The sequence below is a fragment of the Streptomyces sp. NPDC093221 genome (assembly GCF_044753885.1).
In the GTDB taxonomy this organism is placed as follows: domain Bacteria; phylum Actinomycetota; class Actinomycetes; order Streptomycetales; family Streptomycetaceae; genus Actinacidiphila.
This window is the reverse complement of record NZ_JBIVOA010000012.1, coordinates 13,429-34,509: the sequence shown is the minus strand read 5'-3', so window position 1 is coordinate 34,509 and position 21,081 is coordinate 13,429. Positions and strand designations below refer to the sequence as shown.

Annotated in this window: 20 protein-coding genes; 12 read left to right on the top strand and 8 right to left on the bottom strand. The window is 68.8% G+C overall.

Features of this window, described 5'->3' with window-relative positions; genetic code table 11:
- The first annotated feature begins 58 nt into the window (after positions 1-58).
- From pstS to pstB, 4 genes are all read left to right on the top strand, one after another.
- A complete protein-coding gene (gene pstS, locus ACIQCJ_RS32735) occupies positions 59-1,216 on the top strand; it encodes a phosphate ABC transporter substrate-binding protein PstS (RefSeq protein WP_355341863.1) in 1,158 nt (385 codons plus the stop codon).
- A gap of 106 nt (positions 1,217-1,322) precedes the next feature.
- On the top strand, positions 1,323-2,303 hold the full coding sequence (gene pstC, locus ACIQCJ_RS32730) for a phosphate ABC transporter permease subunit PstC (RefSeq protein WP_401856732.1): 981 nt from the start codon (positions 1,323-1,325) through the stop codon (positions 2,301-2,303).
- The gene (gene pstA / locus ACIQCJ_RS32725; protein ID WP_355341857.1) at positions 2,300-3,382 is read left to right on the top strand and encodes a phosphate ABC transporter permease PstA; all 1,083 of its coding nucleotides are present in this window, start codon (positions 2,300-2,302) and stop codon (positions 3,380-3,382) included. Before pstC ends, pstA begins: the two co-directional genes overlap by 4 nt.
- Before the next feature lie 70 nt (positions 3,383-3,452).
- Positions 3,453-4,229, top strand: coding sequence for a phosphate ABC transporter ATP-binding protein PstB (pstB, locus tag ACIQCJ_RS32720; RefSeq protein WP_188285540.1), 777 nt, complete (start codon positions 3,453-3,455; stop codon positions 4,227-4,229).
- Between the two features lie 185 nt (positions 4,230-4,414).
- On the opposite strand, the gene ACIQCJ_RS32715 is transcribed toward pstB, so the two are convergent.
- Positions 4,415-5,410, bottom strand: a complete 996-nt coding sequence (locus ACIQCJ_RS32715) for an inorganic phosphate transporter (protein ID WP_355341853.1) — start codon at positions 5,408-5,410, stop codon at positions 4,415-4,417.
- A gap of 5 nt (positions 5,411-5,415) precedes the next feature.
- Positions 5,416-6,036, bottom strand: a complete 621-nt coding sequence (locus tag ACIQCJ_RS32710; RefSeq protein WP_188285542.1) for a DUF47 family protein — start codon at positions 6,034-6,036, stop codon at positions 5,416-5,418.
- Positions 6,037-6,227: 191 nt separating this feature from the next.
- Here ACIQCJ_RS32710 and ACIQCJ_RS32705 point away from each other — a divergent pair, with 191 nt between their 5' ends.
- Positions 6,228-6,623 (top strand): metal-sensing transcriptional repressor, encoded by a 396-nt coding sequence (locus ACIQCJ_RS32705; RefSeq protein WP_391049799.1) that lies wholly within the window; start codon positions 6,228-6,230, stop codon positions 6,621-6,623.
- 107 nt (positions 6,624-6,730) lie between these two features.
- Here the strand turns inward: ACIQCJ_RS32705 and ACIQCJ_RS32700 are convergent, their stop codons facing one another.
- Both ACIQCJ_RS32700 and ACIQCJ_RS32695 read right to left on the bottom strand, forming a co-directional pair.
- Complete coding sequence (locus tag ACIQCJ_RS32700) at positions 6,731-6,946, bottom strand: hypothetical protein (RefSeq protein ID WP_355341850.1); 216 nt, start codon at positions 6,944-6,946, stop codon at positions 6,731-6,733.
- A 153-nt stretch (positions 6,947-7,099) separates the two neighbouring features.
- Positions 7,100-8,056, bottom strand: coding sequence for a hypothetical protein (locus ACIQCJ_RS32695; protein WP_402713451.1), 957 nt, complete (start codon positions 8,054-8,056; stop codon positions 7,100-7,102).
- A 669-nt stretch (positions 8,057-8,725) separates the two neighbouring features.
- Between ACIQCJ_RS32695 and ACIQCJ_RS32690 the strand changes: the two genes are divergently transcribed.
- Positions 8,726-10,294 carry an FAD-binding oxidoreductase gene (locus tag ACIQCJ_RS32690; RefSeq protein ID WP_402713449.1) on the top strand — a complete coding sequence of 523 codons (1,569 nt, stop codon included), beginning with the start codon at positions 8,726-8,728 and terminating at the stop codon, positions 10,292-10,294.
- Between the two features lie 46 nt (positions 10,295-10,340).
- On the opposite strand, the gene ACIQCJ_RS32685 is transcribed toward ACIQCJ_RS32690, so the two are convergent.
- Both ACIQCJ_RS32685 and ACIQCJ_RS32680 read right to left on the bottom strand, forming a co-directional pair.
- On the bottom strand, positions 10,341-11,354 hold the full coding sequence (locus ACIQCJ_RS32685) for a hypothetical protein (protein WP_402713447.1): 1,014 nt from the start codon (positions 11,352-11,354) through the stop codon (positions 10,341-10,343).
- On the bottom strand, positions 11,339-11,992 hold the full coding sequence (locus tag ACIQCJ_RS32680; RefSeq protein ID WP_402713445.1) for a hypothetical protein: 654 nt from the start codon (positions 11,990-11,992) through the stop codon (positions 11,339-11,341). The genes ACIQCJ_RS32685 and ACIQCJ_RS32680 overlap by 16 nt, the downstream gene beginning before the upstream one ends.
- Positions 11,993-12,238: 246 nt before the next feature.
- Here ACIQCJ_RS32680 and ACIQCJ_RS32675 point away from each other — a divergent pair, with 246 nt between their 5' ends.
- Both ACIQCJ_RS32675 and ACIQCJ_RS32670 read left to right on the top strand, forming a co-directional pair.
- Positions 12,239-13,582, top strand: a complete 1,344-nt coding sequence (locus ACIQCJ_RS32675) for a putative T7SS-secreted protein (protein ID WP_402713443.1) — start codon at positions 12,239-12,241, stop codon at positions 13,580-13,582.
- Between the two features lie 15 nt (positions 13,583-13,597).
- Complete coding sequence (locus ACIQCJ_RS32670) at positions 13,598-14,509, top strand: hypothetical protein (RefSeq protein ID WP_402713441.1); 912 nt, start codon at positions 13,598-13,600, stop codon at positions 14,507-14,509.
- 28 nt (positions 14,510-14,537) lie between these two features.
- Here ACIQCJ_RS32670 and ACIQCJ_RS32665 read toward each other — a convergent pair whose 3' ends face one another.
- The gene (locus ACIQCJ_RS32665) at positions 14,538-15,245 is read right to left on the bottom strand and encodes a phosphatase PAP2 family protein (protein ID WP_401313693.1); all 708 of its coding nucleotides are present in this window, start codon (positions 15,243-15,245) and stop codon (positions 14,538-14,540) included.
- 259 nt (positions 15,246-15,504) lie between these two features.
- A complete protein-coding gene (locus ACIQCJ_RS32660; protein ID WP_355341827.1) occupies positions 15,505-16,509 on the bottom strand; it encodes a bifunctional lytic transglycosylase/C40 family peptidase in 1,005 nt (334 codons plus the stop codon).
- Between the two features lie 280 nt (positions 16,510-16,789).
- Here ACIQCJ_RS32660 and ACIQCJ_RS32655 point away from each other — a divergent pair, with 280 nt between their 5' ends.
- From ACIQCJ_RS32655 to ACIQCJ_RS32640, 4 genes are all read left to right on the top strand, one after another.
- Positions 16,790-17,098 (top strand): hypothetical protein, encoded by a 309-nt coding sequence (locus ACIQCJ_RS32655; protein ID WP_093717809.1) that lies wholly within the window; start codon positions 16,790-16,792, stop codon positions 17,096-17,098.
- A 205-nt stretch (positions 17,099-17,303) separates the two neighbouring features.
- Positions 17,304-18,164, top strand: a complete 861-nt coding sequence (locus ACIQCJ_RS32650; RefSeq protein WP_402713437.1) for a hypothetical protein — start codon at positions 17,304-17,306, stop codon at positions 18,162-18,164.
- Positions 18,154-19,515 (top strand): hypothetical protein, encoded by a 1,362-nt coding sequence (locus ACIQCJ_RS32645; protein ID WP_402713435.1) that lies wholly within the window; start codon positions 18,154-18,156, stop codon positions 19,513-19,515. The genes ACIQCJ_RS32650 and ACIQCJ_RS32645 overlap by 11 nt, the downstream gene beginning before the upstream one ends.
- Positions 19,512-21,056: an SCO6880 family protein gene (locus ACIQCJ_RS32640; protein ID WP_188285554.1), complete on the top strand. Its 1,545-nt coding sequence runs from the start codon at positions 19,512-19,514 to the stop codon at positions 21,054-21,056. The genes ACIQCJ_RS32645 and ACIQCJ_RS32640 overlap by 4 nt, the downstream gene beginning before the upstream one ends.
- The last annotated feature ends 25 nt before the right edge of the window (positions 21,057-21,081 follow it).

Below are 21,081 nucleotides of genomic sequence, written 5' to 3'. Positions count from 1 at the left end.
AACCCATAACCCTCTGCTTCGCCGTCCACCGGCGGGCTTTTGGAAGGAACACACGAAGGTGAAGCTTCAGCGTAAGAACGGGCTGCGGGCCCTGACCGTCGGCGCGGTCGCGATTACCGGCGCGCTGGTCCTGAGCGCCTGTGGTTCGGACAACAACAACGACTCCACGTCCACGCCCAGCGGCAGCGCCTCGGCCAGCTCGTCCGACAGCAGCGCCAACGCGAGCGGCATCGCCTGTGAGAAGGGCCAGATCCTGGCCTCCGGCTCCAGTGCCCAGCAGAACGCGATCGAGTCGTGGGTCAAGGACTACCAGCAGGCCTGCTCGGGCGCGACGATCAACTACAAGACCTCGTCCTCCGGTGAGGGCATCGTCGACTTCAACCAGGGCACGGACGCCTTCGCGGGCTCCGACTCCCCGCTGAAGCCCGAAGAGGTCACCGCCTCGAAGAAGGTCTGCACCAACGGCCAGGGCATCAGCATCCCGATGGTCGGCGGCCCGATCGCCGTCGGTTACAACCTCTCCGGTGTGAGCAACCTGGTTCTGGACGCGCCCACCCTGGCGAAGATCTTCAACTCGAAGATCACCAACTGGAACGACGAAGCGATCAAGAAGCTCAACCCGGGTGTCACCCTGCCGAGCTCCAAGATCCAGACCGTGCACCGCCAGGACGAGTCCGGCACCACGGACAACCTGACCAAGTACCTGAAGGGCGCCGCTCCGGCCGACTGGCCGTACGAGCACGCGAAGGCGTGGATGGGCAAGGGCGGCCAGGCCGCCGCGAAGTCCGCCGGTGTCGCCGCGCTGGTCAAGCAGACCGAGGGCTCCATCGGTTACTTCGAGCTGTCCTACGCGACCGCCAGCACCATCCCGACGGTGAAGATCAACACCGGTGCCTCCGCGCCGGTCGAGGCCACCTCGCAGAACGCGTCGGCCGGTATCGCCTCCGCCAAGGTCGTCGGCACCGGTTCCGACCTGTCCCTGGACCTGGGCGCCGCGTACACCACCAAGGCGGACAACGCCTACCCGATCGTCCTGGTGACGTACGAGATCGCCTGCGACAAGGGCAACAAGGCCGACACCCTGCCGCTCACCAAGTCCTTCCTGACCTACATCGCCAGCGACGCCGGTCAGGCGAAGCTCTCGGCGGCCGGCTACGCCCCGCTGCCGACCGAGATCGCCACGAAGGTCCGCTCCACCATCACCGCCCTGTCCTAGTCGAGTCGGCGGGCCCCGCGGTCCTGGCGACCGCGGGGCCCGCCGTACATCCGGTGCACCGCCGCCGGGGGACCGAACGTCCCCCACCCAGACCGGAGAAATTCCTATGACCACCACCGCCCCTCCCCCTACCGCGCCACCGGTGGAGACGAAGACCGTCACCCGGCCCGGCGACCGGATCTTCGCGGGACTCTCCCGCGGGTCCGGCATCTTCCTCCTCGTCGTGATGGCGGCCATCGCCGTCTTCCTGACGGTCCGCTCGGTGAGCGCGATCTCCAAGGACCACGGCAACTTCCTGACCACCTTCGAGTGGAACGCCAGCCTCAACCCGCCGGTGTTCGGCATCGCCGTACTGGCCTACGGCACGGTCGTCAGCTCGGTCATCGCGATGGTCATCGCGGTCCCGATCGCCGTCGGCATCGCCCTGTTCGTCACGCACTACGCACCGCGCCGCCTGGGCGGTCCGATCGCCTACGTGATCGACCTGCTCGCCGCGGTGCCCAGCATCATCTACGGCCTGTGGGGCGCGCTCTTCCTGGTGCCGCACCTCAAGGGCCTCAACCTCTGGCTGGACAAGTACTTCGGCTGGACCGTCATCTTCGAGAAGCAGGACCCGAACTCGGCCGCCCGGTCGCTGTTCACCGTCGGCATCCTGCTGGCGATCATGATCCTGCCGATCATCACCAACGTCAGCCGCGAGGTGATCCGCCAGGTGCCCAAGATGCACGAGGAGGCGGCGCTCGCGCTCGGCGCGACCCGCTGGGAAGTCATCCGCCTGTCGGTGCTGCCCTTCGCGCGCTCCGGCATCATCAGCGCCTCGATGCTGGGCCTGGGCCGCGCGCTCGGCGAGACCATGGCGGTGGCCACCGTGCTGTCCGCCTCGCCGCAACTGTCCGCGCACATCCTGGACCCGCTCGGCGGCACCTTCTCGCAGAACATCGTCGCCAAGTTCGGTGAGGCCGACGAGTTCGGCCGCGACGCGCTGATCGCCTCCGGCCTGGTGCTCTTCTTCATCACCCTGCTGGTCAACGGCGCGGCCCGACTGATCATCGCCCGCCGCAAGGAGTACTCGGGGGCCAACGCATGAGCGACCTGATCGTGGACGACAAGCCGCCGGCCCCGGCGGAGGCTCCCGCCACGCCGCCGCTGGCCTCCCGTCAGCTCCCCAAGTGGGCTCCGCTGGCCATCGCGGCCGGAGCCGTCGTCGTCGCCGGAGCGATCGGCGCGGGCTTCGGGCTCGACAGCAAGATCCAGTGGGGCCTGATCGCGCTGCTCCTCTTCGTCGCCGGTTCGTACGTCATCACCGCGCAGGTCGAGGGGCGCCGCCAGGCCAAGGACCGGGTGGCCACCAGCCTCGTCTGGTCCAGCTTCATCCTGGCCGTCATCCCGCTCTACTCGCTGGTCGAGACGACGATCAGCAAGGGCGTCAAGGTCCTCGACGTCAACTTCCTGACGCACTCGATGAACAACGTGCTGACCATCCAGCCCGGCGGCGGCGTCTACCACGCCATCATCGGCACCCTGGAGCAGGTCGGCATCGCCGCGGTCATCGCCGCGCCGCTGGGCATACTCACCGCGATCTACCTGGTCGAGTACGGCAAGGGCGCGCTCGCGAAGTGGGTCACCTTCTTCGTCGACGTCATGACCGGCATCCCGTCGATCGTGGCCGGTCTGTTCATCCTCTCGATGTGGTTCGTGCTGATCGGCAAGGCCCCCGCGACCGGTTTCGCCGGCTCGCTGGCCCTGGCCATCCTGATGATGCCGATCGTCGTCCGCTCCACCGAGGAAATGCTCAAGCTCATCCCGAACGAGCTGCGCGAGGCCTCCCTCGCCCTGGGCGTCCCGAAGTGGCGCACCATCGTCAAGGTCGTCATCCCCACCGCGATCGGCGGCATCACCACCGGCGTCATGCTCGCCATCGCCCGCATCGCGGGCGAGAGCGCGCCGATCGCCCTGCTGGTGTTCGGCAGCAACCTGATCAACACGGACCCCTTCAAGGACCCGCAGTCGTCGCTGCCGTTCTTCATCTACCAGCAGTACGGCAACGGCAACGAGCCGAGCTACGACCGCGCGTGGGCCGCGGCTCTGGTGCTCATCGCCTTCGTGATGATCCTCAACCTGGTGGCCCGCGGCATCGCCCGCTGGAAGGCCCCGAAGCATCGATGAGCGGCTCCGCCGCGTGGCAGGTCGCTGACGCGGCCGACATCAGACGACCTTGAGAAGAGAAGTGATCCCCATGGCCAAGCGAATCGACGTCAGCGGCCTCACCGCGTACTACAGCGCCTTCAAGGCCATCGAGGACATCTCGATGACCGTGGAGCCCCGCACCGTGACCGCCTTCATCGGCCCGTCCGGCTGCGGCAAGTCCACCTTCCTGCGCACCCTGAACCGCATGCACGAGGTCACCCCCGGCGGCCGCGTCGAGGGCAAGGTGCTGCTGGACGACGAGAACCTGTACGGGACGGGCGTCGACCCGGTGACCGTACGCCGCACGGTCGGCATGGTCTTCCAGCGGCCGAACCCGTTCCCCACCATGTCGATCTACGACAACGTGGCGGCCGGCCTCAAGCTCAACGGTGTCCGCAAGAAGGGCGAGCTGGACACCATCGTCGAGAAGTCCCTCAAGGGCGCCAACCTCTGGAACGAGGTCAAGGACCGGCTCAACAAGCCCGGTTCCGGCCTGTCCGGCGGCCAGCAGCAGCGGCTGTGCATCGCCCGCGCCATCGCGGTCGAGCCGCAGGTGCTGCTGATGGACGAGCCGTGCTCGGCGCTCGACCCGATCTCCACCCTGGCCATCGAGGACCTGATCGGTGAGCTGAAGACCCGCTTCACGATCGTGATCGTCACGCACAACATGCAGCAGGCCGCCCGTGTCTCCGACCGCACCGCGTTCTTCAACCTGGCCGCGGTCGGCCAGCCCGGCAAGCTCATAGAGATCGACGACACCGAGCGCATCTTCTCCAACCCGTCGGTCCAGGCCACCGAGGACTACATCTCGGGCCGCTTCGGGTGACAGGACCGCCGCGCGGTGCTGCATGGCGGTGCCACCGCAAGGCGCAGGCCCCGCTTCCCGGTGACGGGAAGCGGGGCCGAACCCATGTCAGGGGGCGTCGCCTTGATGCGCGCGACGGGTCAGCCGGAGACCAGCCGGGGTCGCGCGACGGGTGAGCCGGAGAGCAGCCGGGGTCGCGCGACGGGTCAGCCGAAGATCAGCCGCACCAGGTAGAAGCCGATGGCGGCCACGAGACCGGCGGCGGGCATCGTGATGAACCATCCGGCCACGATGTTCTTGGCCACCCCCCAGCGCACCGCCTTGACCCGCTTGGTCGCACCGACGCCCATGATCGCGGAGGTGATGACGTGGGTCGTGGAGACCGGCGCCTGGAAGATGTACGAGGTCGCGTAGAGGATGCCCGCGGACGTCGTCTCGGCGGCGAAGCCCTGCGGCGGGTCGAGGTCGATGATGCGACGCCCCAGCGTCCGCATGATCCGCCAGCCGCCCGCGTACGTACCGAGCGACATCATCGCGGCGCACACGAACTTGACCCAGATCGGGATGCCGTACCCGTTGCTCGGGTCGTGGATGACCAGGGCGAGGACGACCACGCCCATCGTCTTCTGCGCGTCCTGGAGACCGTGGCCGAGCGCCATCGCCGCCGCGGAGACGGTCTGCGCGATACGGAAGCCGCGCTTGGCCTTGTGCGGATTGGCGCGGCGGAAGAACCAGAGGATCGCCAGCATCACGAGATAGCCGACGACCAGGCCGACCACGGGCGAGACGAACATCGGGACGATGACCTTGTCGACCACGCCCGACCAGTGCACGGTGACGCCGCCGGCCAGCGCGGCGCCGACCAGACCGCCGAACAGCGCGTGGCTGGAACTCGACGGCAGACCGAAGTACCAGGTGACCAGATTCCAGATGATCGCACCGGCGAGCGCGGCGAAGAGGATGCCCATGCCGTTGCGGCCGGTGGGGGTCTCGATCAGCCCCTTGCTGACGGTCTTGGCGACGCCGCTGCCCAGGAACGCGCCCGCGAGGTTCATCACGGCGGCCATGGCCAGCGCGGCCTTGGGGGTCAGCGCGCGGGTCGACACCGAGGTGGCGATGGCGTTCGCCGAGTCGTGGAACCCGTTGGTGTACGTGAAGAAGAGCGCGACCCCGATGGTCGCGACCAGAGCGAAGGTGTCCACGTAGGTCAGGACTCCTTGACCGCGATGGTCTCCACCGTGTTCGCCACGTGCTCGAAAGCGTCCGCGGCCTCTTCCAGTACGTCCACGATCTGCTTGAGCTTGAGCACCTCTATGGCGTCGTACTTGCCGTTGAACAGGTGCGCGAGCAGCTTGCGGTGGATCTGGTCGGCCTGGTTCTCCAGCCGGTTGACCTCGATCCAGTACTCGGTGAGGTTGGACATGGTGCGCAGGTTCGGCATGGCTCCCGCGGTCAGCTCGGCCGCCCGTGCCAGCACCTCGACCTGCTGCTCGACGCCCTTCGGCAGCTCCTCGACCTTGTAGAGGACGACCAGGTCAACGGCCTCCTCCATGTAGTCCATGATGTCGTCGAGCGACCCGGCGAGGGTGTAGATGTCCTCGCGGTCGAAGGGGGTGATGAAGGAGGAGTTGAGCTGGTGGAAGATCGCGTGGGTCGCGTCGTCCCCCGCGTGCTCCGCCGCCCGCATTCTCTCGGCGATCTCGGTCCGGGTAGCCGAATCGGCCCCGAGCAGTTCCATGAGGAGCTTCGAACCGGTGACGATGTTGTCCGCGGACGCGGCGAACATGTCGTAGAAGCTCGTCTCCCTGGGGGTCAGACGAAAGCGCACGTGAGGTCCTCGGTGTGCATCGGATTCGGTCTCGTTGATGCTAGGCGCATCATCCGGCCACGGCTAATGGGCGTCACCCAGTGTCGCCCATCCAGAAGTGTCCCCCTCACCGGGGATGCGTCGCACAAGGTGTCGATTCGGTACGATATACCCGGCAGGGGTATAACGGGACAGGAAGGGCGGGGTTGACGATGACGACGGAGGCCAGGGAACCGGCCGGGGTTGAGGCGGAGATCACGCCGGAACAGTCACCTCGGGACGCGGGGGCGGACACGGGTTCCGGCCCATCTTCGCGCCCCCAGGGGCCGCATGGATACAGCCATGACAAGGAGTCCCACCTCAAGCGGCTGCGCCGGATCGAGGGGCAGATCCGCGGCTTGCAGCGGATGGTCGAGGAGGACGTCTACTGCATCGACATCCTCACCCAGGTGTCGGCGAGCACGAAGGGCCTCCAGTCCTTCGCCCTCCAGCTCCTGGAGGAGCACCTGCGGCACTGCGTGGCCGCGGCGGCGGTCGGCGGCGGGCCGGAGATCGACGAGAAGGTGGCGGAGGCGACGGCGGCCATAGCGCGGCTGCTGCGGACGTAGGCGGGGGCGGCTCTTCCGGGGGGTTCGGGGGTTCCAGGGGGTTCCAGGGGTTCCGGGAGCGGCTTTCCCGGTCGTTCCGGGGGGCGTACGGGCGGCGCGCCCCGGTGTCAGCCGGTTGCGCGGTCGGAGAGCGGGGCGCGCACCAGGAGCGCGGGCATCGACTCTCGGTCGCACGCGACCCCCAGCACCTCGTCGATCCGGGCGAAGCTCAGCCGCTCCTCGTCGGCGGTGGACGCGGCGATCATCAGCTCACCGCAGAGTTCGATCTCCGCGAGGGCCACCGGATCGTCCTGGACGACCAGCATTCCGGGCGACGGCGCCATACGCGCACCACCTCCTCGTCCACGAGTGCCTGGCTCTTGGCTGTCTGCCACTGCCTCAAGCCAGGGTAGGGACCGGCACCCGGTCCGCGCATGGCACGGATGGACCATTTCGACAACGCCCTTTCCGGTGAGGGCCGTTACCGCGAAGACCCCTTACCCCTGCTGGGAAGAAACGATCTTGCCCGTCCAGATGTCGGCAGCTCGGGGCATGGTGACGGGGACGGCGCGGCCGAAATCGTCGAAGCGAGTGGTAGAGACCACGGTGACGTCGGGCGCGGCGGCGGTCGTCGTACGGCCGCTAACACCGGTCGTCGTACGGGGGGTGTCGGGGCCGCCCTTGGCGTTCTCGCCGGTCTGCTTGTCGTTCTGGCCGGCCTGCTTGTCGTCCTTCTTGTCGATCTTCTTGTCCTTCTGGTCGTCCGAGCTGAAGGTGAACCGCTGGCTCACCTGGCGCAGCCGCCCCGCCTCGTCCAGCCACGCGTCGAAGGGCACCCGGGTGACCGTGAATCCCTTGGCCGCCGCCTGCAAGGGCCCGCGTACGCCGGGCGCGGCGGCCTTCGCCGCGCGCCCGATGTCGGCGGTCCCCCGGTAGTGCCACACCTTCGTACCGCGCAGGGTCTCGACGCCGACCAGCTCGACGTCCTGGGCGCCGCGCAGCAGTTCGGCGGCGGCCAGCGGCTCGGTGGCGCCGCCGGTCACCAGATTGCCGTCCGGCAGCCGGTCGGTGTCGACGCGTACCCACTTCCCCTCGGGCACGCCCTCGCCGCGGTCCTTCATATAGAGGGCGCCCGGCGTGAGCAGTTCGATGATCGGCTTGTGCTCCTCGGCGCCCGCCGCGTCCCTGGGCAGCAGCAGCCGCAGTTCGCCCTGCCGCTTCACGTAGTCGAATCCGCCGGTGCCGGTGATGGTCAGCCAGGTGCCGCCACTGGCCATCCGCATCGAGGTGTCCACGTGCGAGCTGCCCGCCCGTACGAGGACGTCCGCGGCGCCGCGCACCGCCTGCGCCGGGTCGTGCCCCTTGGCGTCTTTGCCGCTCTCGGCCGCCGCGCCCTGCCCGACGCAGCCGGTGAGCAGGGCGGCCCCGCAGGCGCAGCCGAGCGCCGCGGCCATGGCGGCCTTCGTACGTCCTCGGCGCCGCCGTACTGCCGTCGCGCGCCGTACCGTCGCTACCCCCGGGGCCATCGCCGCCACCATCCCTGAGCCATTCCTGGAGCATTCCTGGACCGGCCTCGACCGGCCGGGGCCTTATGGCGTCTAACGACTGTCGGAAGTGCGCCGTCACGCCCGCTACGGTGGTCTCGTGCTCAACTTGCGTGCCGAGCAGGATTCCGCCAGGGCCTCCGTCACAGCTTCAGCCGGAACTCCGTCGGGAACTCCGGCCGACGCTCCGGACGGTGGCCACCGGACGTCGATCGTCGAGCGCGGCTCCTTCGCCGTCGCCCGCTGCTCGTGTGGCTGGAAGGGTCCGGCCCGGCGGGCCAGGGACCGCGCGAGACGCGATGCGGAGGAGCACATCTCCGGCTGACGCGCGCCGCGTTCCCGCTCTTCGCGCCGGTCGCGCCGGTCGCGCCCGGCTGTACTGCGCTCACCCGGCCGTACTGCGCTCACCCCGCCGTACTGTTCCCGCCCCGCTGTAGTCTTCTCGCCCCGCGCCTCGCGCTCCGCAACCGGGCTCATGATTCGCACGTCTACGGATAGGCGAAGGCGGTGGGGCAAGTGAGTCGTGTGGAGCCTGCGGTCCTGACGGACCCGGAGGACCGAAGTGACCGGGGTGACCGTATGGACAAGGGCGACCGGGTCGAGCGCAGGACCGCGCTCAAGGCGGGCGGGGCCGTACTGGCCGCCGCCTGGCTGACCGGCTGCGGACCCGACAGCGGCGACGACGCCAAGGGCGGTACGTCCGCGCCCTCGTCGTCCTCCGACGGTTCCGCCACGCCGACCGCGGCCACCACCGCGCCCCCCGTCAAGCCCGACTGGCCGGCCCTCGCCACGTCCCTGGACGGCGGCCTCGTACGCCCGGACGACAGCGCGTACGCCGCCGACCGGATCCTGTACAACACCCGCTTCGACGGCCTGCGTCCGGCGGGCATCGCGTATGTCACCGGCACCTCCGACATCCGCGCCTGCCTGGACTTCGCCCGCCGCACCGCCACCCCGCTGGCCATCCGCAGCGGCGGCCACTCCTACGCGGGCTGGTCGAGCGGCGACGGCCGCCTGGTCATCGACGTCTCCCGGCTCAACTCGATCCGCCTCGACGGCACCACCGCCACGGTCGGCGCGGGCGCCAAGCTCATCGACGTCTACTCCGCCCTCGGCAAGCGGGGCCGGACGATCCCGGCCGGGTCCTGCCCGACCGTCGGCGTCTCAGGACTCGCGCTCGGCGGCGGCCACGGCGTCATGAGCCGCTCCATGGGCCTGACCTGCGACAGCCTCGTCGGCGCCACCATCGTGACCGCCGACGGCCGCGTCCTCGACTGCTCCGCCGACTCCCAGCCCGAGCTGTTCTGGGCGCTGCGCGGCGCGGGCAACGGCCAGTTCGGCGTCGTCACGTCACTGCGCTTCGCCACCCACCCGATGCCCGACGGCGTCGTCACCGGCTACCTCACCTGGCCGTGGAGCCGGGCCGCCGCCGTGATCCGCGCCTGGCAGCGCTGGGGCCCCGACCAGCCGGACCACATCTGGTCCGCCCTGCACCTCGACTGCGACGCCGGCGGCTCCCCCACCGTGGCCGTCCCGATGCTCTCCACCGGCTCCCGCGACGACCTCGCCGCCGCCACCGACCGGCTCGCCGCCGGCATCGGCGCCGACGCCAGCACCGTCTCGCTGCGCCCGCACAGCTACCTCGACGCGACCTTCTCGTACGCGGGCTGCGCCGGTCTGTCCGCCGCCCAGTGCCGTCTGACCCCCGCCGGGCACCTGCACCGCGAGACCTACACCGCGCGCTCCGACTTCTACGACAAGGACCTGCCGGACGCGGGCATCTCCACGCTGCTCTCGGCCGTCGAGCGGCTCTCCGCCCAGTCCGGCGACGGCGCCGGCAGCATCGCCCTCACCGCCCTCGGCGGCGCGGTCAACCGCCCGTCCCCCACGGACACCGCCTTCTGCCACCGCACCTCACGCGTCCTCACCCAATACCTGGCCTCGGACGCCCTCTCCACCACCGGCTGGCTCGACACCACCCACAAGGCCATGTCCCCCTACGCCTCGGGCGCCGCGTACCAGAACTACGCCGACCCCACCCTCCCCACCTGGCGCACCGCCTACTACGGCCCCAACGCCCCCCGCCTCACCGCCCTCAAATCCCACCTCGACCCCCACCGCCTCTTCACCTTCCCCCAGGCCCTCTAGCCCCCCCGGGGGAAACCCGAGCAAAGGTGAAGCGACCCACCGCGATTCAGCGGTTGACAGCCTGAATCTCCTGCACGGTGACGTCCTGCTCGGACGTCGTATAGCCGTCGTCCATCGGCCCGGCCACCGGACCGTTCTGATCCGCAGTCGCCGTCCAGTGCACCTTCCAAGTGATCTGAGCTCGCAGGGTGTAGGCCCCGCCAGCCGCTGTCGCCTTGCGGTAGGTGATATTGCAGCCGGAGCCCTCGGTGTCGATGTTGTACTGATTCCCGACGCGCTTGAACACGTAGTCACACGACTGCGGACTCGCGTATGACGTTCCCGCCTCTACGTGCAACGCGTAGGGCTGGGCAACCACGGTCGCCGCCACAGGCGGATGGGGCACCTGTGCGGTTACATACACCTGCGGAAGGGCATCAGCGAATTTCACGTACGTAGCCAGATTGACCTTCTGGTTGTTTGCACCGGGGCTCAGTGTCACCTTTCGTGCGGGCAACTTCGTCGCCGCGTAGGCCACTTGTGAAAGTTGCTCCGCTGTGATCGCGCCAGGGGGAGGTGGATTCCCAGCGTCCACCCATTTCCATCCGTCGCTGAGAGTGCACGATCCTGCGGTGTTCTCCGGAAGGTCGCGGTTGTATACGAGCAACCACCAACTGCCGTCGTCGCCCCTGTGGTACTTGATGGCCGTCATATCCGACCGGACACCGTACAAGTAGTTGTAGACCGAGCCTGCATTCCTGTTGCCCGCCGCGTAATAGCGCTCATCGAGTACAGCTTCGAACTCGTCCGGGGTGAACGCCTCATACCAGCAGTCGGGCGGGGACCAGTTGGCGTTCGATGACGTGATCGGCTGCGTTCCATTGCCCCCGGTGTAACCTGTACCTCCCAGACTCACTCGTGAAGAGAGCACGCCGTCATTGCTTTTCGGCGTGACGACGGGTGCCGGACCATTCGCATGCTCTCGGTCCGCCTGCGCCTGGGGCGATGTCAGAAATACCATCACGAGACTCAGCGCCGACACCGAAAGTGCATTGGTGCGTCGCGTCAGGAACCTGCGCACTTCGACACCCCCTTCTGCTGCGAGTAGTCGGCCACCCGCCAGTCCCCGGCCTCGTTCTTGACCAGGCCCATGCGCCAAAGACTGTAGTCCTTCACCGAAGGCGTGGACCGCTGCACTTCGCCAGTCGAGATGAGCTTGTCGTACGCGTGGCTCTGATCCTCGCAATACGTGACTTGAGCCCGATCACTGGCGTCAAACTTCACTGTCGGTCGGTAGTCCTTCACCGTTCCGGTGATCGTGTATCCCGACTTTCTATAGGCGATCGCCATGTCCGAAAGCGTCGCCGCCTGAATCGGCATAAAGTACCGCTTGATGTTGGGAGTGTTCCCCTTGCCCAGCGCCTCGGCTTCCTGAATGGTCAAGATCGCGTTCTTCACGTCCCGCAGAACGTCCTTCTTGGCACCGTCGGAGGCGTCGAACCCGGTGAACTCCGCCTTGGCGTCCGACGGAAGGTCGAACGTCGGCGCGTTCGCCGCCTGCGTAGGCGAAGCCGTCGTCGCCGTAGGCGCCGCCGTCGTCACCGTCCCCGACGGCTGAATCTTGTCCGAGCTGTCCGACCCACCCCCACCGCAAGCGGTCAGCAGCAGGCCCGCCGACGCTGCGAGGGCGACGGCGATGGGCAGGGATGAGCGGGTCACGATGAGATCCCCCGTGAGTCGTCCAGTTACCGAGTCAGTTGCGCGTAGCCCTTGACATTACCGGCGCGCGTCGTGGGGCTGTAGGGCCCTCCCGTGATCGGTACCGGTTCGCAGCACACTTCACACACCCTTCACTCCCGGAATCGCGCCCACCCCAGGGGCCCCACTTGTCACGTCGATCACCGTACGTATAGCGTCGATCACTCGAACACCAGAGCTTCGGGCGGGGCGGGGAGGGTGGGTTCGATGGGGGACGCGCGGGCGGGGAAGTTCCCGCTGCTCGGGTTCGACCCGACGCCGGGGGACGTGGACAGGACGCGCGCCCTGGCGCGCCAACTGGGCGACCTGCACGGAGAGTTGACGGCGACCGTCACCGAGCTGGACCGGCTCGACTGCGGCTACTGGAAGGGCGAGGCCGCCACGGCCTTCGTCTCCCACATCGACAGCGACGTCGCGCCCCTGATCAAGAAGGCGCACGATTCGTTCGGCCGTGCCTCCAGCGCCCTGTCCCGCTGGGCCGACCAACTCCACGGTTTCCAGGCCGAGGCCGACGCCCTCGAAAAGGAAGCCGCTACCAAACAGGGCTCCCTCGACCACGCGAAGTCCGCCGCCGACCCGCCCCACCCCCCAGGCGACCGGCCCGCCTTCGTCACCCCCGCCCAACTCGGCAAGGACGCCAAAGCCCAACAAGCCGTCACCGACGCCACCAACGCCCTCGACGGCGTACGCCACCGCGCCGAAGAACTCCACAATCGCTTCACCAACGCCGCCACATCCATCAGCCACGACCTCGACAAGGCCGGCGACATCGCCCCAGACAAACCGGGCCTGTTCAGCCGCCTGGCCCACGGCGTCGAGGACGCCTGGAACGACACCGTCCAGTGGGTCAAGGACCACGCCGATCTCATCAAACTCATCGGCGACCTGCTCAGCGACCTCAGCGGCATCCTCGGAATGCTGGCGATCCTGACGCTGCCCTTCGAGCCCATCGGCGCGATCTTCGCCGGGCTGGCGGTGGCCACGAGCGCCTTGGCGCTGGCCACACACTTGATCGCCAAATTGGCGGGCGCGGACGTGAGTTGGCTGAGTGTCGGCTTCGACGCGCTCGGCTCCGTTCCGGGACTCACCGCGTTCACCAAGGGCGCGTCGACGGCCGTGAAGGGGGTGACAGCCGCGGAACGGGCAGTTCAGCTCGGCAGGGCCTACAAGGTGGGTTCGGCGATCACGAAGGGCGCCACGGAGGGGATCAACTGGGTGGGGAAGGCGGACGAAGTCGTCTCCGGGGGCGTCAAGTTCAAGAACATCGCCCTGTGGGGGAAGAAGAGCGTGGAGGGGATCAGCGCGACCGGGATGAAGGGGCGCCTGGCCATGGTGGCGGAGAACAACATCGCCAAGGGCCAGCTCATCGGTACCAAGGGATGGAACCTCATCGCCAAGGAGAGCCGACTCGCCGTCGATCCGTTGACGGGCCTCGGCCGCAACATCGACGCCGGGCTCAAGCTCGCGCCGAAGGTGTGGTCCATACCGCAGCACATCGGCGAGGCTGTACACCTGGGGGACCGCTTTCATCAGTCCGCGAGCGATCACTGAGGTTGGGCACAGGGAATGACATGGCAGCCGGCGCCCGGTGAGGTGCTCCAGATCCGATGGCCGATCGAATTCGCGACGGGTGTGTCCCGCCTCGTGGAGGGGCGACGGTCGTTTCGCGGCACGGACAGGCGCGACATCGAAGCGGAGTTGCAGGCCGACGAGGCCTGGCCGGCGCGGCCGGAGTTCGCGGTGCTCGACGCCTCGGAGCAGCGCGAGCAGCGCGCGGTGAACGGAATGCTGCGGTGGGTTCCCGCGGTGGTCGGAGCGATCGTCAATCTGGGCGGGCCGTCAGGGGTGGGCGGTGGGCGCGAGCCGCGGGGGCCGCGCGAATCGCAGGACCCGGAGAACGAGGTCGAGGACTTCCCCGTCATGTGGGCCGAGCGTGGCGCGCTCGCACGGAACGTGCCATGGGAGCTGGACCCCGGCCGGGTGCCGCGCCGCGCGGGCGTGGCCCTCCTCGCCACGGACCTCGCGGTCACCGACCGGAGCGTGTACGTCGTCGGTTACGGGCCGAAGAGCCCGGACGAGGCCGAAGTCCTCTGGTCGACGCCGCGTTCCACGATCACGCACGCCGAGGTCATGTCGTACTCGGGCGCCCATCCCGATCTGCGTCTCACGTTCACCGACGGTTCGTGGATACGGCTGAACGCGAAGGCCACGAGCCAGGCCAAGCTCCTGGTGAACGCCGTCAACGGCGCCTCGCGTGTCATCACCGAGGCCGATCTCACCGACGGCCAGCGCGCACAGGTGACCGAGACGGCCAAGCGCTTCAAGGTCGACGCCGGTCTTCCCCGGGTCTTCACCCGGCTGCCGAGCGGTCTCGTCCAGGCGGAGCTGTGGCGTTCTTCACACCGGACGGGGCAGTCCGTCTCGGTGTGCATGACCGACGACGGCTCCCCGGCCGCTCCTCACCCCGACGACATGTGACGACGTGCCATAGCCGCGTGAGGGAGCGTCAGGCGGCGAGGTCCTTGTCGTGGGCGCTTTGGTGGGGGTAGTGCTGGCCGCGGCGCGGGGGTGCGGGGGTGGTGGCGAGGCGGTGGCGGGAATGGATGAGGGAGGCCGCGCGGGAGTGGGAGACCGCGGTGGTGAGTGAGGTGAGGAGGGCCAGGGCGAGGGGAGCGAGGAGGAGGGCCGTGGCGGCGCCGAGGGCGAAGCCGCCGATGACGTCCGTGGGGTAATGGACACCCATGTAGACGCGGCAGAAGCCCTCGCCGAGGGCGAGCAGTATGGCGACGGTGCCGACCTTGCGGCTGACCATGAAGAGGGCGACGGCCATGGCGGCGGTCAGCGTGGCGTGGTCGCTCACGAAGGAGTAGTCGGTCTTGCCGTGGACCAGGACGTCGATGCCGTCGTGGTCCACGAAGGGTCTTGGCCGCTGGACCAGGGCGCGGATCGGGATGTTGAGCAGCAGGGCGATGCCGGCGGCGAGGCCGGACCACAGCACACCGGCGACGGCGGCCGGGGCGTCCGGGACCGGGGCGCGGCGGGCGACGCGCCACCAGCACAGGGCGGCCAGGAGTACGGTGAGGCCGATCAGCCCGTACTCGCCGATGAACTCCACGGCCCGGTCGACACCGCGCGGGGCGTGCTTGGCCAGGTCGTTGATGTCGCGGAGCAGGCTGATGTCGGGGTTCACGCTGTCATTGGCGACCGCTGCCATGGGTGGTGCCCCTTACCTAGCAACTCACTGACTGTGCCTGTACGGCTCGGCTCGTCTGCAACCCCCGTCGCTTGCGTCCCGCGCCATTCTCCCCCGTACAACGACCGACACGCTACGTAGCGTTCCGGTCTTCGCCAGAAGATCACCATGCCGTTATCCAAGGGTGACCGGAGAGGACGATCTGGCCCATTTGCGGCCCGGCGCACAGGCCAGAGCCTTACGCAGAGCTGACACGAAAGCCGCGTCGGGCGGCGGGGACTTACAGAGCCGTCGGCAGCGCCGCCGCACCGTCGCGCGTGACGCGGGTCGCCCCGATGTAGTCCGCCGAGCCGATCGGGTCGAAGCGGATCTTGGCCCCGGTGTGCGGCGCGTCGATCATGTAGCCGCCGCCGACGTAGATCCCGACGTGGTGGATGGTGCGCGGGTCGGTCAGGTCGGTGGCGAAGAAGACGAGGTCGCCGGGGAGGAGTTCGGCCCGCGACGGGTGTGCCCCGGCGTTCCACTGGTCGTTGGCCACGCGCGGCAGTTCGATCCCCACCGAGTGGTACGCGGCCTGCGTCAGCCCGGAGCAGTCGAACCGCCCGCCCTGCGCCGCCGTACCCTCACCGCCCCACAGATAGTCGGTACCGAGCCGCTGCTGCGCGTAGTAGATCGCCCCGGCCGCCTGCTGCGACGGCGCGACCCGGCCGACCGGCGCGGCGAAGCTCTTCGACAGGCTGGTGATGATCTTCACGTAGTTCTGGGTCTCCGCGTACGGCGGGACACCGCCCGCCGTTATCACCGCGTACGCGCCCGCGTTGTACGACGCCAGCATGTTCGCCGTCCGGTCGCCCGGCACGTTCTTCACGTACGACGCCAACTCGCAGTCGTACGAGGCGGCCGACGGGATCGCGTCCTCCGGGTCCCAGACGTCCGCCTTGCCGTCACCGTTGGCGTCGATGCCGTGGGTGGCCCAGGTGCCCGGAATGAACTGCGCGATGCCCTGCGCGGCGGCCGGACTCTGCGCCCGCGGGTTCCATCCGCTCTCCTGGTAGAGCTGCGCGGCCAGCAGCGCCGGGTTGAGCGCGGGGCAGAGATTGCCCCACTTCTGGACGAGCGACTGATATATGGCCGGAACCGATCCCTTGGCGAGCGTCACCGTCCCGCCGCCGCCACCGCCCGCGAGCCCGGCCGCGGCCGAGTACGTGCCCACCACGAGCAGCGCGAGGAACGAAAAGCACAGGCCACAGCCGATAATGACGGGGAGCCAGATCTTCCGCGCCACAGGGCGACCCTTCCTCTCGGTTCCCGAACACGCACTCGTACGGTCTCGTACGTTCCTATCGTTGCCCTACGGTGACGCTCGTGATACACAGAGTAGTCGTCTACGTCCTATCGAACACCGGTCCGCGCACTATTTTGACGGCTACGGGCCGGATCACACGGACGATCCGCCGAGAAAGTCGTTGAGTCGACATGCAACAGCGTCATCCTCGGCCAAGATAGACCCTGGACCCTTGCGCCCCGGCGAGGGAGCCAACTGATCGAGCGGGGTGGTGAGTTACATGTTCGTGGCAGCCGCTAAGGGCGACATCAACACCATCATCGGTGGCATCGCACCGGACTGGGGACCCTTCGGGTCCCTCGGCAATGAAGCACGCGTGATGATCGAAGTGGTCATGGCGGTGGCGATCCTGCTGTGCCTGGCCATCGCGATCTGGGGCGCGGCGAAACAGAGGATCGGCGCGACCGCGCTGCGCGACACCTTCAGCGCGGAGCAGGGCAAGGGATTGATCATCGCCGGGCTGACCGGCGTGTTCATCATCGGATCACTCGGCACGCTGTTCACCATCGTGTACGGGATGGCCGTCTAGACCCGAGACCCGAGACCCGCTGGAAACAGCCGCCCGTCCCACTTCGTATCCGCTTCTCCGTCGACGTCCCTGGAGCCCGTCCCAGGCTCCACCTTCCCACCTGAGGCTGCGTGCTGATGCCCACTCAACCAAGCAGCGGTGCCGTCCGTGCCACACGCCGCTCCGGCGTGCCCGCGGCGCGGGCGCCCCAGGGGGCGAAGGCACGATGAGCCTCGGCCAGGACGGACCCCCGACCAGGACCCGGATGCCGGAGGGCCACGGCGGCCACGGAGGCGGTGCCCGCCGCCCCCAGCCCCGGCGCGCCCTGGTCACCGTCGTCAGCATCGTCGCCCTCCTCGTCGCGGCCCTGGCCTTCGCCAACCGCGGCTCCCACCCGTCCTCCTCCGGCTCCGCCGACAACGGCACGGCGGCCGGTTCCGGCGCCACCGCCGGCTCCAGCGGCGGTGGCGGTGGCGGTGGCAAGACCGGCACGGACGCCCCTACCGCCCCCTCCGGCCAGAAGCCGGTCACCGGCAAGAGCGGCGGCATCCCCTCCGGCTTCGCGCACAGCGGGGAGGGGGCGCAGTCGGCGGCGGCGAACTACGCCGTCTTCCTCGGAGGCGACGGCATGTACTCCGCCGCCCGCCGCCACGAGATCGTCGACACCGTGTACGCGGCCGACGCCGCCGCGAAGGTGCAGAGCGATCTCGACAAGGTTTACTCCGACGCGGCCTTCCTCCAGCGGATAGGGCTCAAGCCCGACGGCACGGCACCGGCCGGGATGACGTTCATCTCCCGGGTTAACCCGGTCGGCGCCAAGGCGGAGAAGATCAGCGGGGACACGGCCACCGTGAGCGTCTGGTTCTCGTCGCTGTTCGGTCTGGCAGGCGAGGGGTCCACCAACCCGGTTGCCGAGAGCTGGTACACGAATACGTTCGAGATGAAGTGGGTCGGCAACGACTGGAAGATCGTCTCCTTCCAGCAGAAGGACGGCCCCACTCCGGTAGGACGTGACCAGGCCGCCTCGTCGGCCCAGGACATGACCAACGCAGTGAACGGGTTCGGAGGCTTCACCTATGCCCGGTAGTCGTCGTGTCCTGACCCTGGCCGCCGTTCTGGGCAGTGTTCAGGTCTCCGCGGTGCTGCTCGCCACGCGCACGCTGGCCGATCCCTCGCCCAGGGCCACGGCCCCGGGCTCGGGTACGGCGACCAAAGACCCCTGCGCGCTCATCCGCGGCCCGGCCAAGTCGTACTGCGAGAACGGCGCGCCCTCCACCTCCACCAAGGGCGGGACCGACTCCAGCACCACGCTCGACCCGCTCACGTCCCTAGGGCGGGGCTGCGCCGACGCCGCCGCGTGGACGATCGACAAGCTGTCCCAGGCGGTGACGAAGACGACACAGGTCGACTTCACGAACACGGCGTTTCTGCGGCAGTACGCGGTGGTGTTCGCGGCGTCGACGATTCTGACGCTGGTGCTGTGGCTGCTGGCGGTGGCCAAGCGGGCGGTGCGCGGGGTGCCGTTGACGGAGGCGCTGACGGAGGCCGTCGGGTTTCTGTGGCTGACGGTCCTGGCGTCGGCGTTCACACCGCTGGTGTTGTACACGGTGGTGACGGCGACGGACGCGGTCACGGAGGTGATCTCGTCGGGGACGTCGTCGAACACGGATGTGTTCTTCGGGTCGTTCTCGGGGGCGCTGACGAAGGGCAAGGACATCGGCGGCGGCCCGATCATGCTGATCGTGGTGTCGATGGTGTCGATCCTGGCCGCCGGTGTGCTCTGGCTCGAACTGGTGATCAGGGCGGCCCTGCTGTACGTGGGGGCGCTGCTGGGCACCGCGGTCTACGCGGGTCTGGTGGACAAGAACATGTGGGGCCACGTGCGCCGCTGGGCCGGGATCATGATCGCGGTGATCCTGGTGAAGCCGGTGATCGTGATCGTGCTGGGTCTGGCCGGGGCGCTGTCGTCGTCCAAGGACGGGCCTGACGCGTTCTCAGCGGTGGTGTCCGGCCTGTCGATCATCCTGCTGGCGATCTTCGCGAGCGCGATGATCTACCGCTTCGTGCCCGGCTTCGGCGACGACGTGGTGAATCTGCGGAACAACCGCAAGGCCAGTGGCCAGAGCCAGGCCGCCGCGGTGATCTCGTCGCCCGCGGCGCTGGTGCGGCAGGGCATCAACACGCACAGCGCGCGCGGCGGCCCGCAGGAGCAGGCGCAGGGCGGCGGCTCGCAGCCGTCGAACCCGGTGGCGGGCGGGGTGGCCGCGCACAGCAGCCGTACCGGCAATCCGGGACCGTCCGGCGGGAGCGGCGGCTCCGGCGGTGGCTCACGTACCGGTGGCAACGGCTTCGGGGGCGGAAACTTCGGCTCGAACTTCGGCAGAGGCTCGGGCTCAGGATCGAACAACGGCAATTCGCAGGGAGGTGATCGCCGGTGACGACCCAGCCCTTCACCCAGCCGCGCCGTACGTATCTGATCGGCAAGGCCCGGCCCAACGCGATCGTGGGCAAGAACCGGGAGACCGGCGAGATCGCGCTGATCGTGGCCGGAGCGGGCCTCGGCATGCTGTGCGGCCTGCTGGTCCCGGTGCTGCTTCTGCGCATCGTCGGCCTGGTCGGCTGGCCGATGCTGGCCCTGGCCGCGGTGTACATGCCGTACCGGCGGCGCACGTTCTACCGCTGGTTCGAGATCAACCGCACCTTCCGCCGTACGCTGCGGGTCTCTCCCACCTACCGGTCGGGGATCGAGGAGGCCGGGATCGGGCTCGACGGGCGCGAGGTCGAGGTCGGGCCGCCGCCGGGGATCGGGCGGATCAGTTGGCTGGCGGCGCCATTCGGGCCCGACGAGATCGCGGTGCTGCTGCACGTCGACCGGCGTACGGTGACGGCCGCCATCGAGATCGAGGGACCCGGCGTCGGGCTGCGCGACAGCGAGGACCAGGAAGCCCTGGTCGAGCGGTTCGGCACCCTGCTGAAGCATGTGGCCAACGGCGACGGCTTCGTGACCCGGCTTCAGATGCTCGCCCGCACCCTGCCCGCCGACCCTGACGCCCACGCCAAGGACGTCGCCCAGCGCGGCGACCCGGCGGCAGAGAACTGGCTCAAGGACTCCTACGACCAGCTCCAGTCCATGGTGTCGACCTCCTCCGAGCAGCACCGCGCGTATCTGGTGGCGTGCATGCACTTCACGCGCGAACTGGCCGCCGAGGGCAACGCGATGGCACGCGCCACCTCGGGCCGCGGCGTGAAGGTCGACAAGGACGCGGGACTCGCCGCGGTGATGGCCCGTGAGCTCAACGACATCTGCGCCCGTCTCGCCGAGGCCGACATCCGTGTCAGGCAGCCGCTGGGCCAGGCCAGGCTGTCGTCGCTGGTGCACTCGATGTACGACCCGGACCACCCCATCGACCACATCCAGGCGATGACCCGCCGCAACGCCTGGCCGGCCGAGCTGGACGCGACCGAGCCGACGTACTTGCAGGCCAAGACCCGTGAGTCATCGACCCGCGCGCCCTGGAACCACTCCACCGCGTGGGTCAAGGAGTGGCCCATGACGCCGGTCGGCGTGAACTTCCTGGCGCCGCTGCTGGTGCACACCCCCGATGTGATCCGTACGGTCGCGGTCACCATGGACCTCGAACCCACCGATGTGGCCATCGAGCGGATGCTGACCGAGAAGACCAACGACGACGCCGACGCCAGCCGCGCCGCGAAGATGAACCGGGTCGTGGACCCGCGCGACGTCGCGCACCACGGGCGGATCGACCAGCGCGGCGAGGACCTGGCGAGCGGCGCCGCCGGCGTCAACCTCGTCGGCTACATCACGGTGTCCTCGCGCTCCCCGGAAGCGCTGGCGCGCGACAAGCGCACCATTCGCGCTTCCGCCGGTAAGTCGTATTTGAAGCTTGAGTGGTGCGATCGTGAGCACCACCGGGCATTCGTTAATACGTTGCCGTTCGCGACCGGCATCCGCCGCTAGTCCGCCCGTACGAGGAGGCCACCGC

Excerpts from the sequence above, each read along its gene's own strand:
- pstC (WP_401856732.1), top strand. The coding sequence starts at position 1,323 with ATGACCACCACCGCCCCTCCCCCTACCGCGCCACCGGTGGAGACGAAG.
- pstA (WP_355341857.1), top strand. The coding sequence starts at position 2,300 with ATGAGCGACCTGATCGTGGACGACAAGCCGCCGGCCCCGGCGGAGGCT.
- pstB (WP_188285540.1), top strand. The coding sequence starts at position 3,453 with ATGGCCAAGCGAATCGACGTCAGCGGCCTCACCGCGTACTACAGCGCC.
- ACIQCJ_RS32705 (WP_391049799.1), top strand. The coding sequence starts at position 6,228 with ATGACGACGGAGGCCAGGGAACCGGCCGGGGTTGAGGCGGAGATCACG.
- ACIQCJ_RS32700 (WP_355341850.1), bottom strand. The coding sequence starts at position 6,946 with ATGGCGCCGTCGCCCGGAATGCTGGTCGTCCAGGACGATCCGGTGGCC.
- ACIQCJ_RS32695 (WP_402713451.1), bottom strand. The coding sequence starts at position 8,056 with ATGGCCGCGGCGCTCGGCTGCGCCTGCGGGGCCGCCCTGCTCACCGGC.
- ACIQCJ_RS32690 (WP_402713449.1), top strand. The coding sequence starts at position 8,726 with ATGGACAAGGGCGACCGGGTCGAGCGCAGGACCGCGCTCAAGGCGGGC.
- ACIQCJ_RS32675 (WP_402713443.1), top strand. The coding sequence starts at position 12,239 with ATGGGGGACGCGCGGGCGGGGAAGTTCCCGCTGCTCGGGTTCGACCCG.
- ACIQCJ_RS32670 (WP_402713441.1), top strand. The coding sequence starts at position 13,598 with ATGACATGGCAGCCGGCGCCCGGTGAGGTGCTCCAGATCCGATGGCCG.
- ACIQCJ_RS32665 (WP_401313693.1), bottom strand. The coding sequence starts at position 15,245 with ATGGCAGCGGTCGCCAATGACAGCGTGAACCCCGACATCAGCCTGCTC.
- ACIQCJ_RS32655 (WP_093717809.1), top strand. The coding sequence starts at position 16,790 with ATGTTCGTGGCAGCCGCTAAGGGCGACATCAACACCATCATCGGTGGC.
- ACIQCJ_RS32650 (WP_402713437.1), top strand. The coding sequence starts at position 17,304 with ATGAGCCTCGGCCAGGACGGACCCCCGACCAGGACCCGGATGCCGGAG.
- ACIQCJ_RS32645 (WP_402713435.1), top strand. The coding sequence starts at position 18,154 with ATGCCCGGTAGTCGTCGTGTCCTGACCCTGGCCGCCGTTCTGGGCAGT.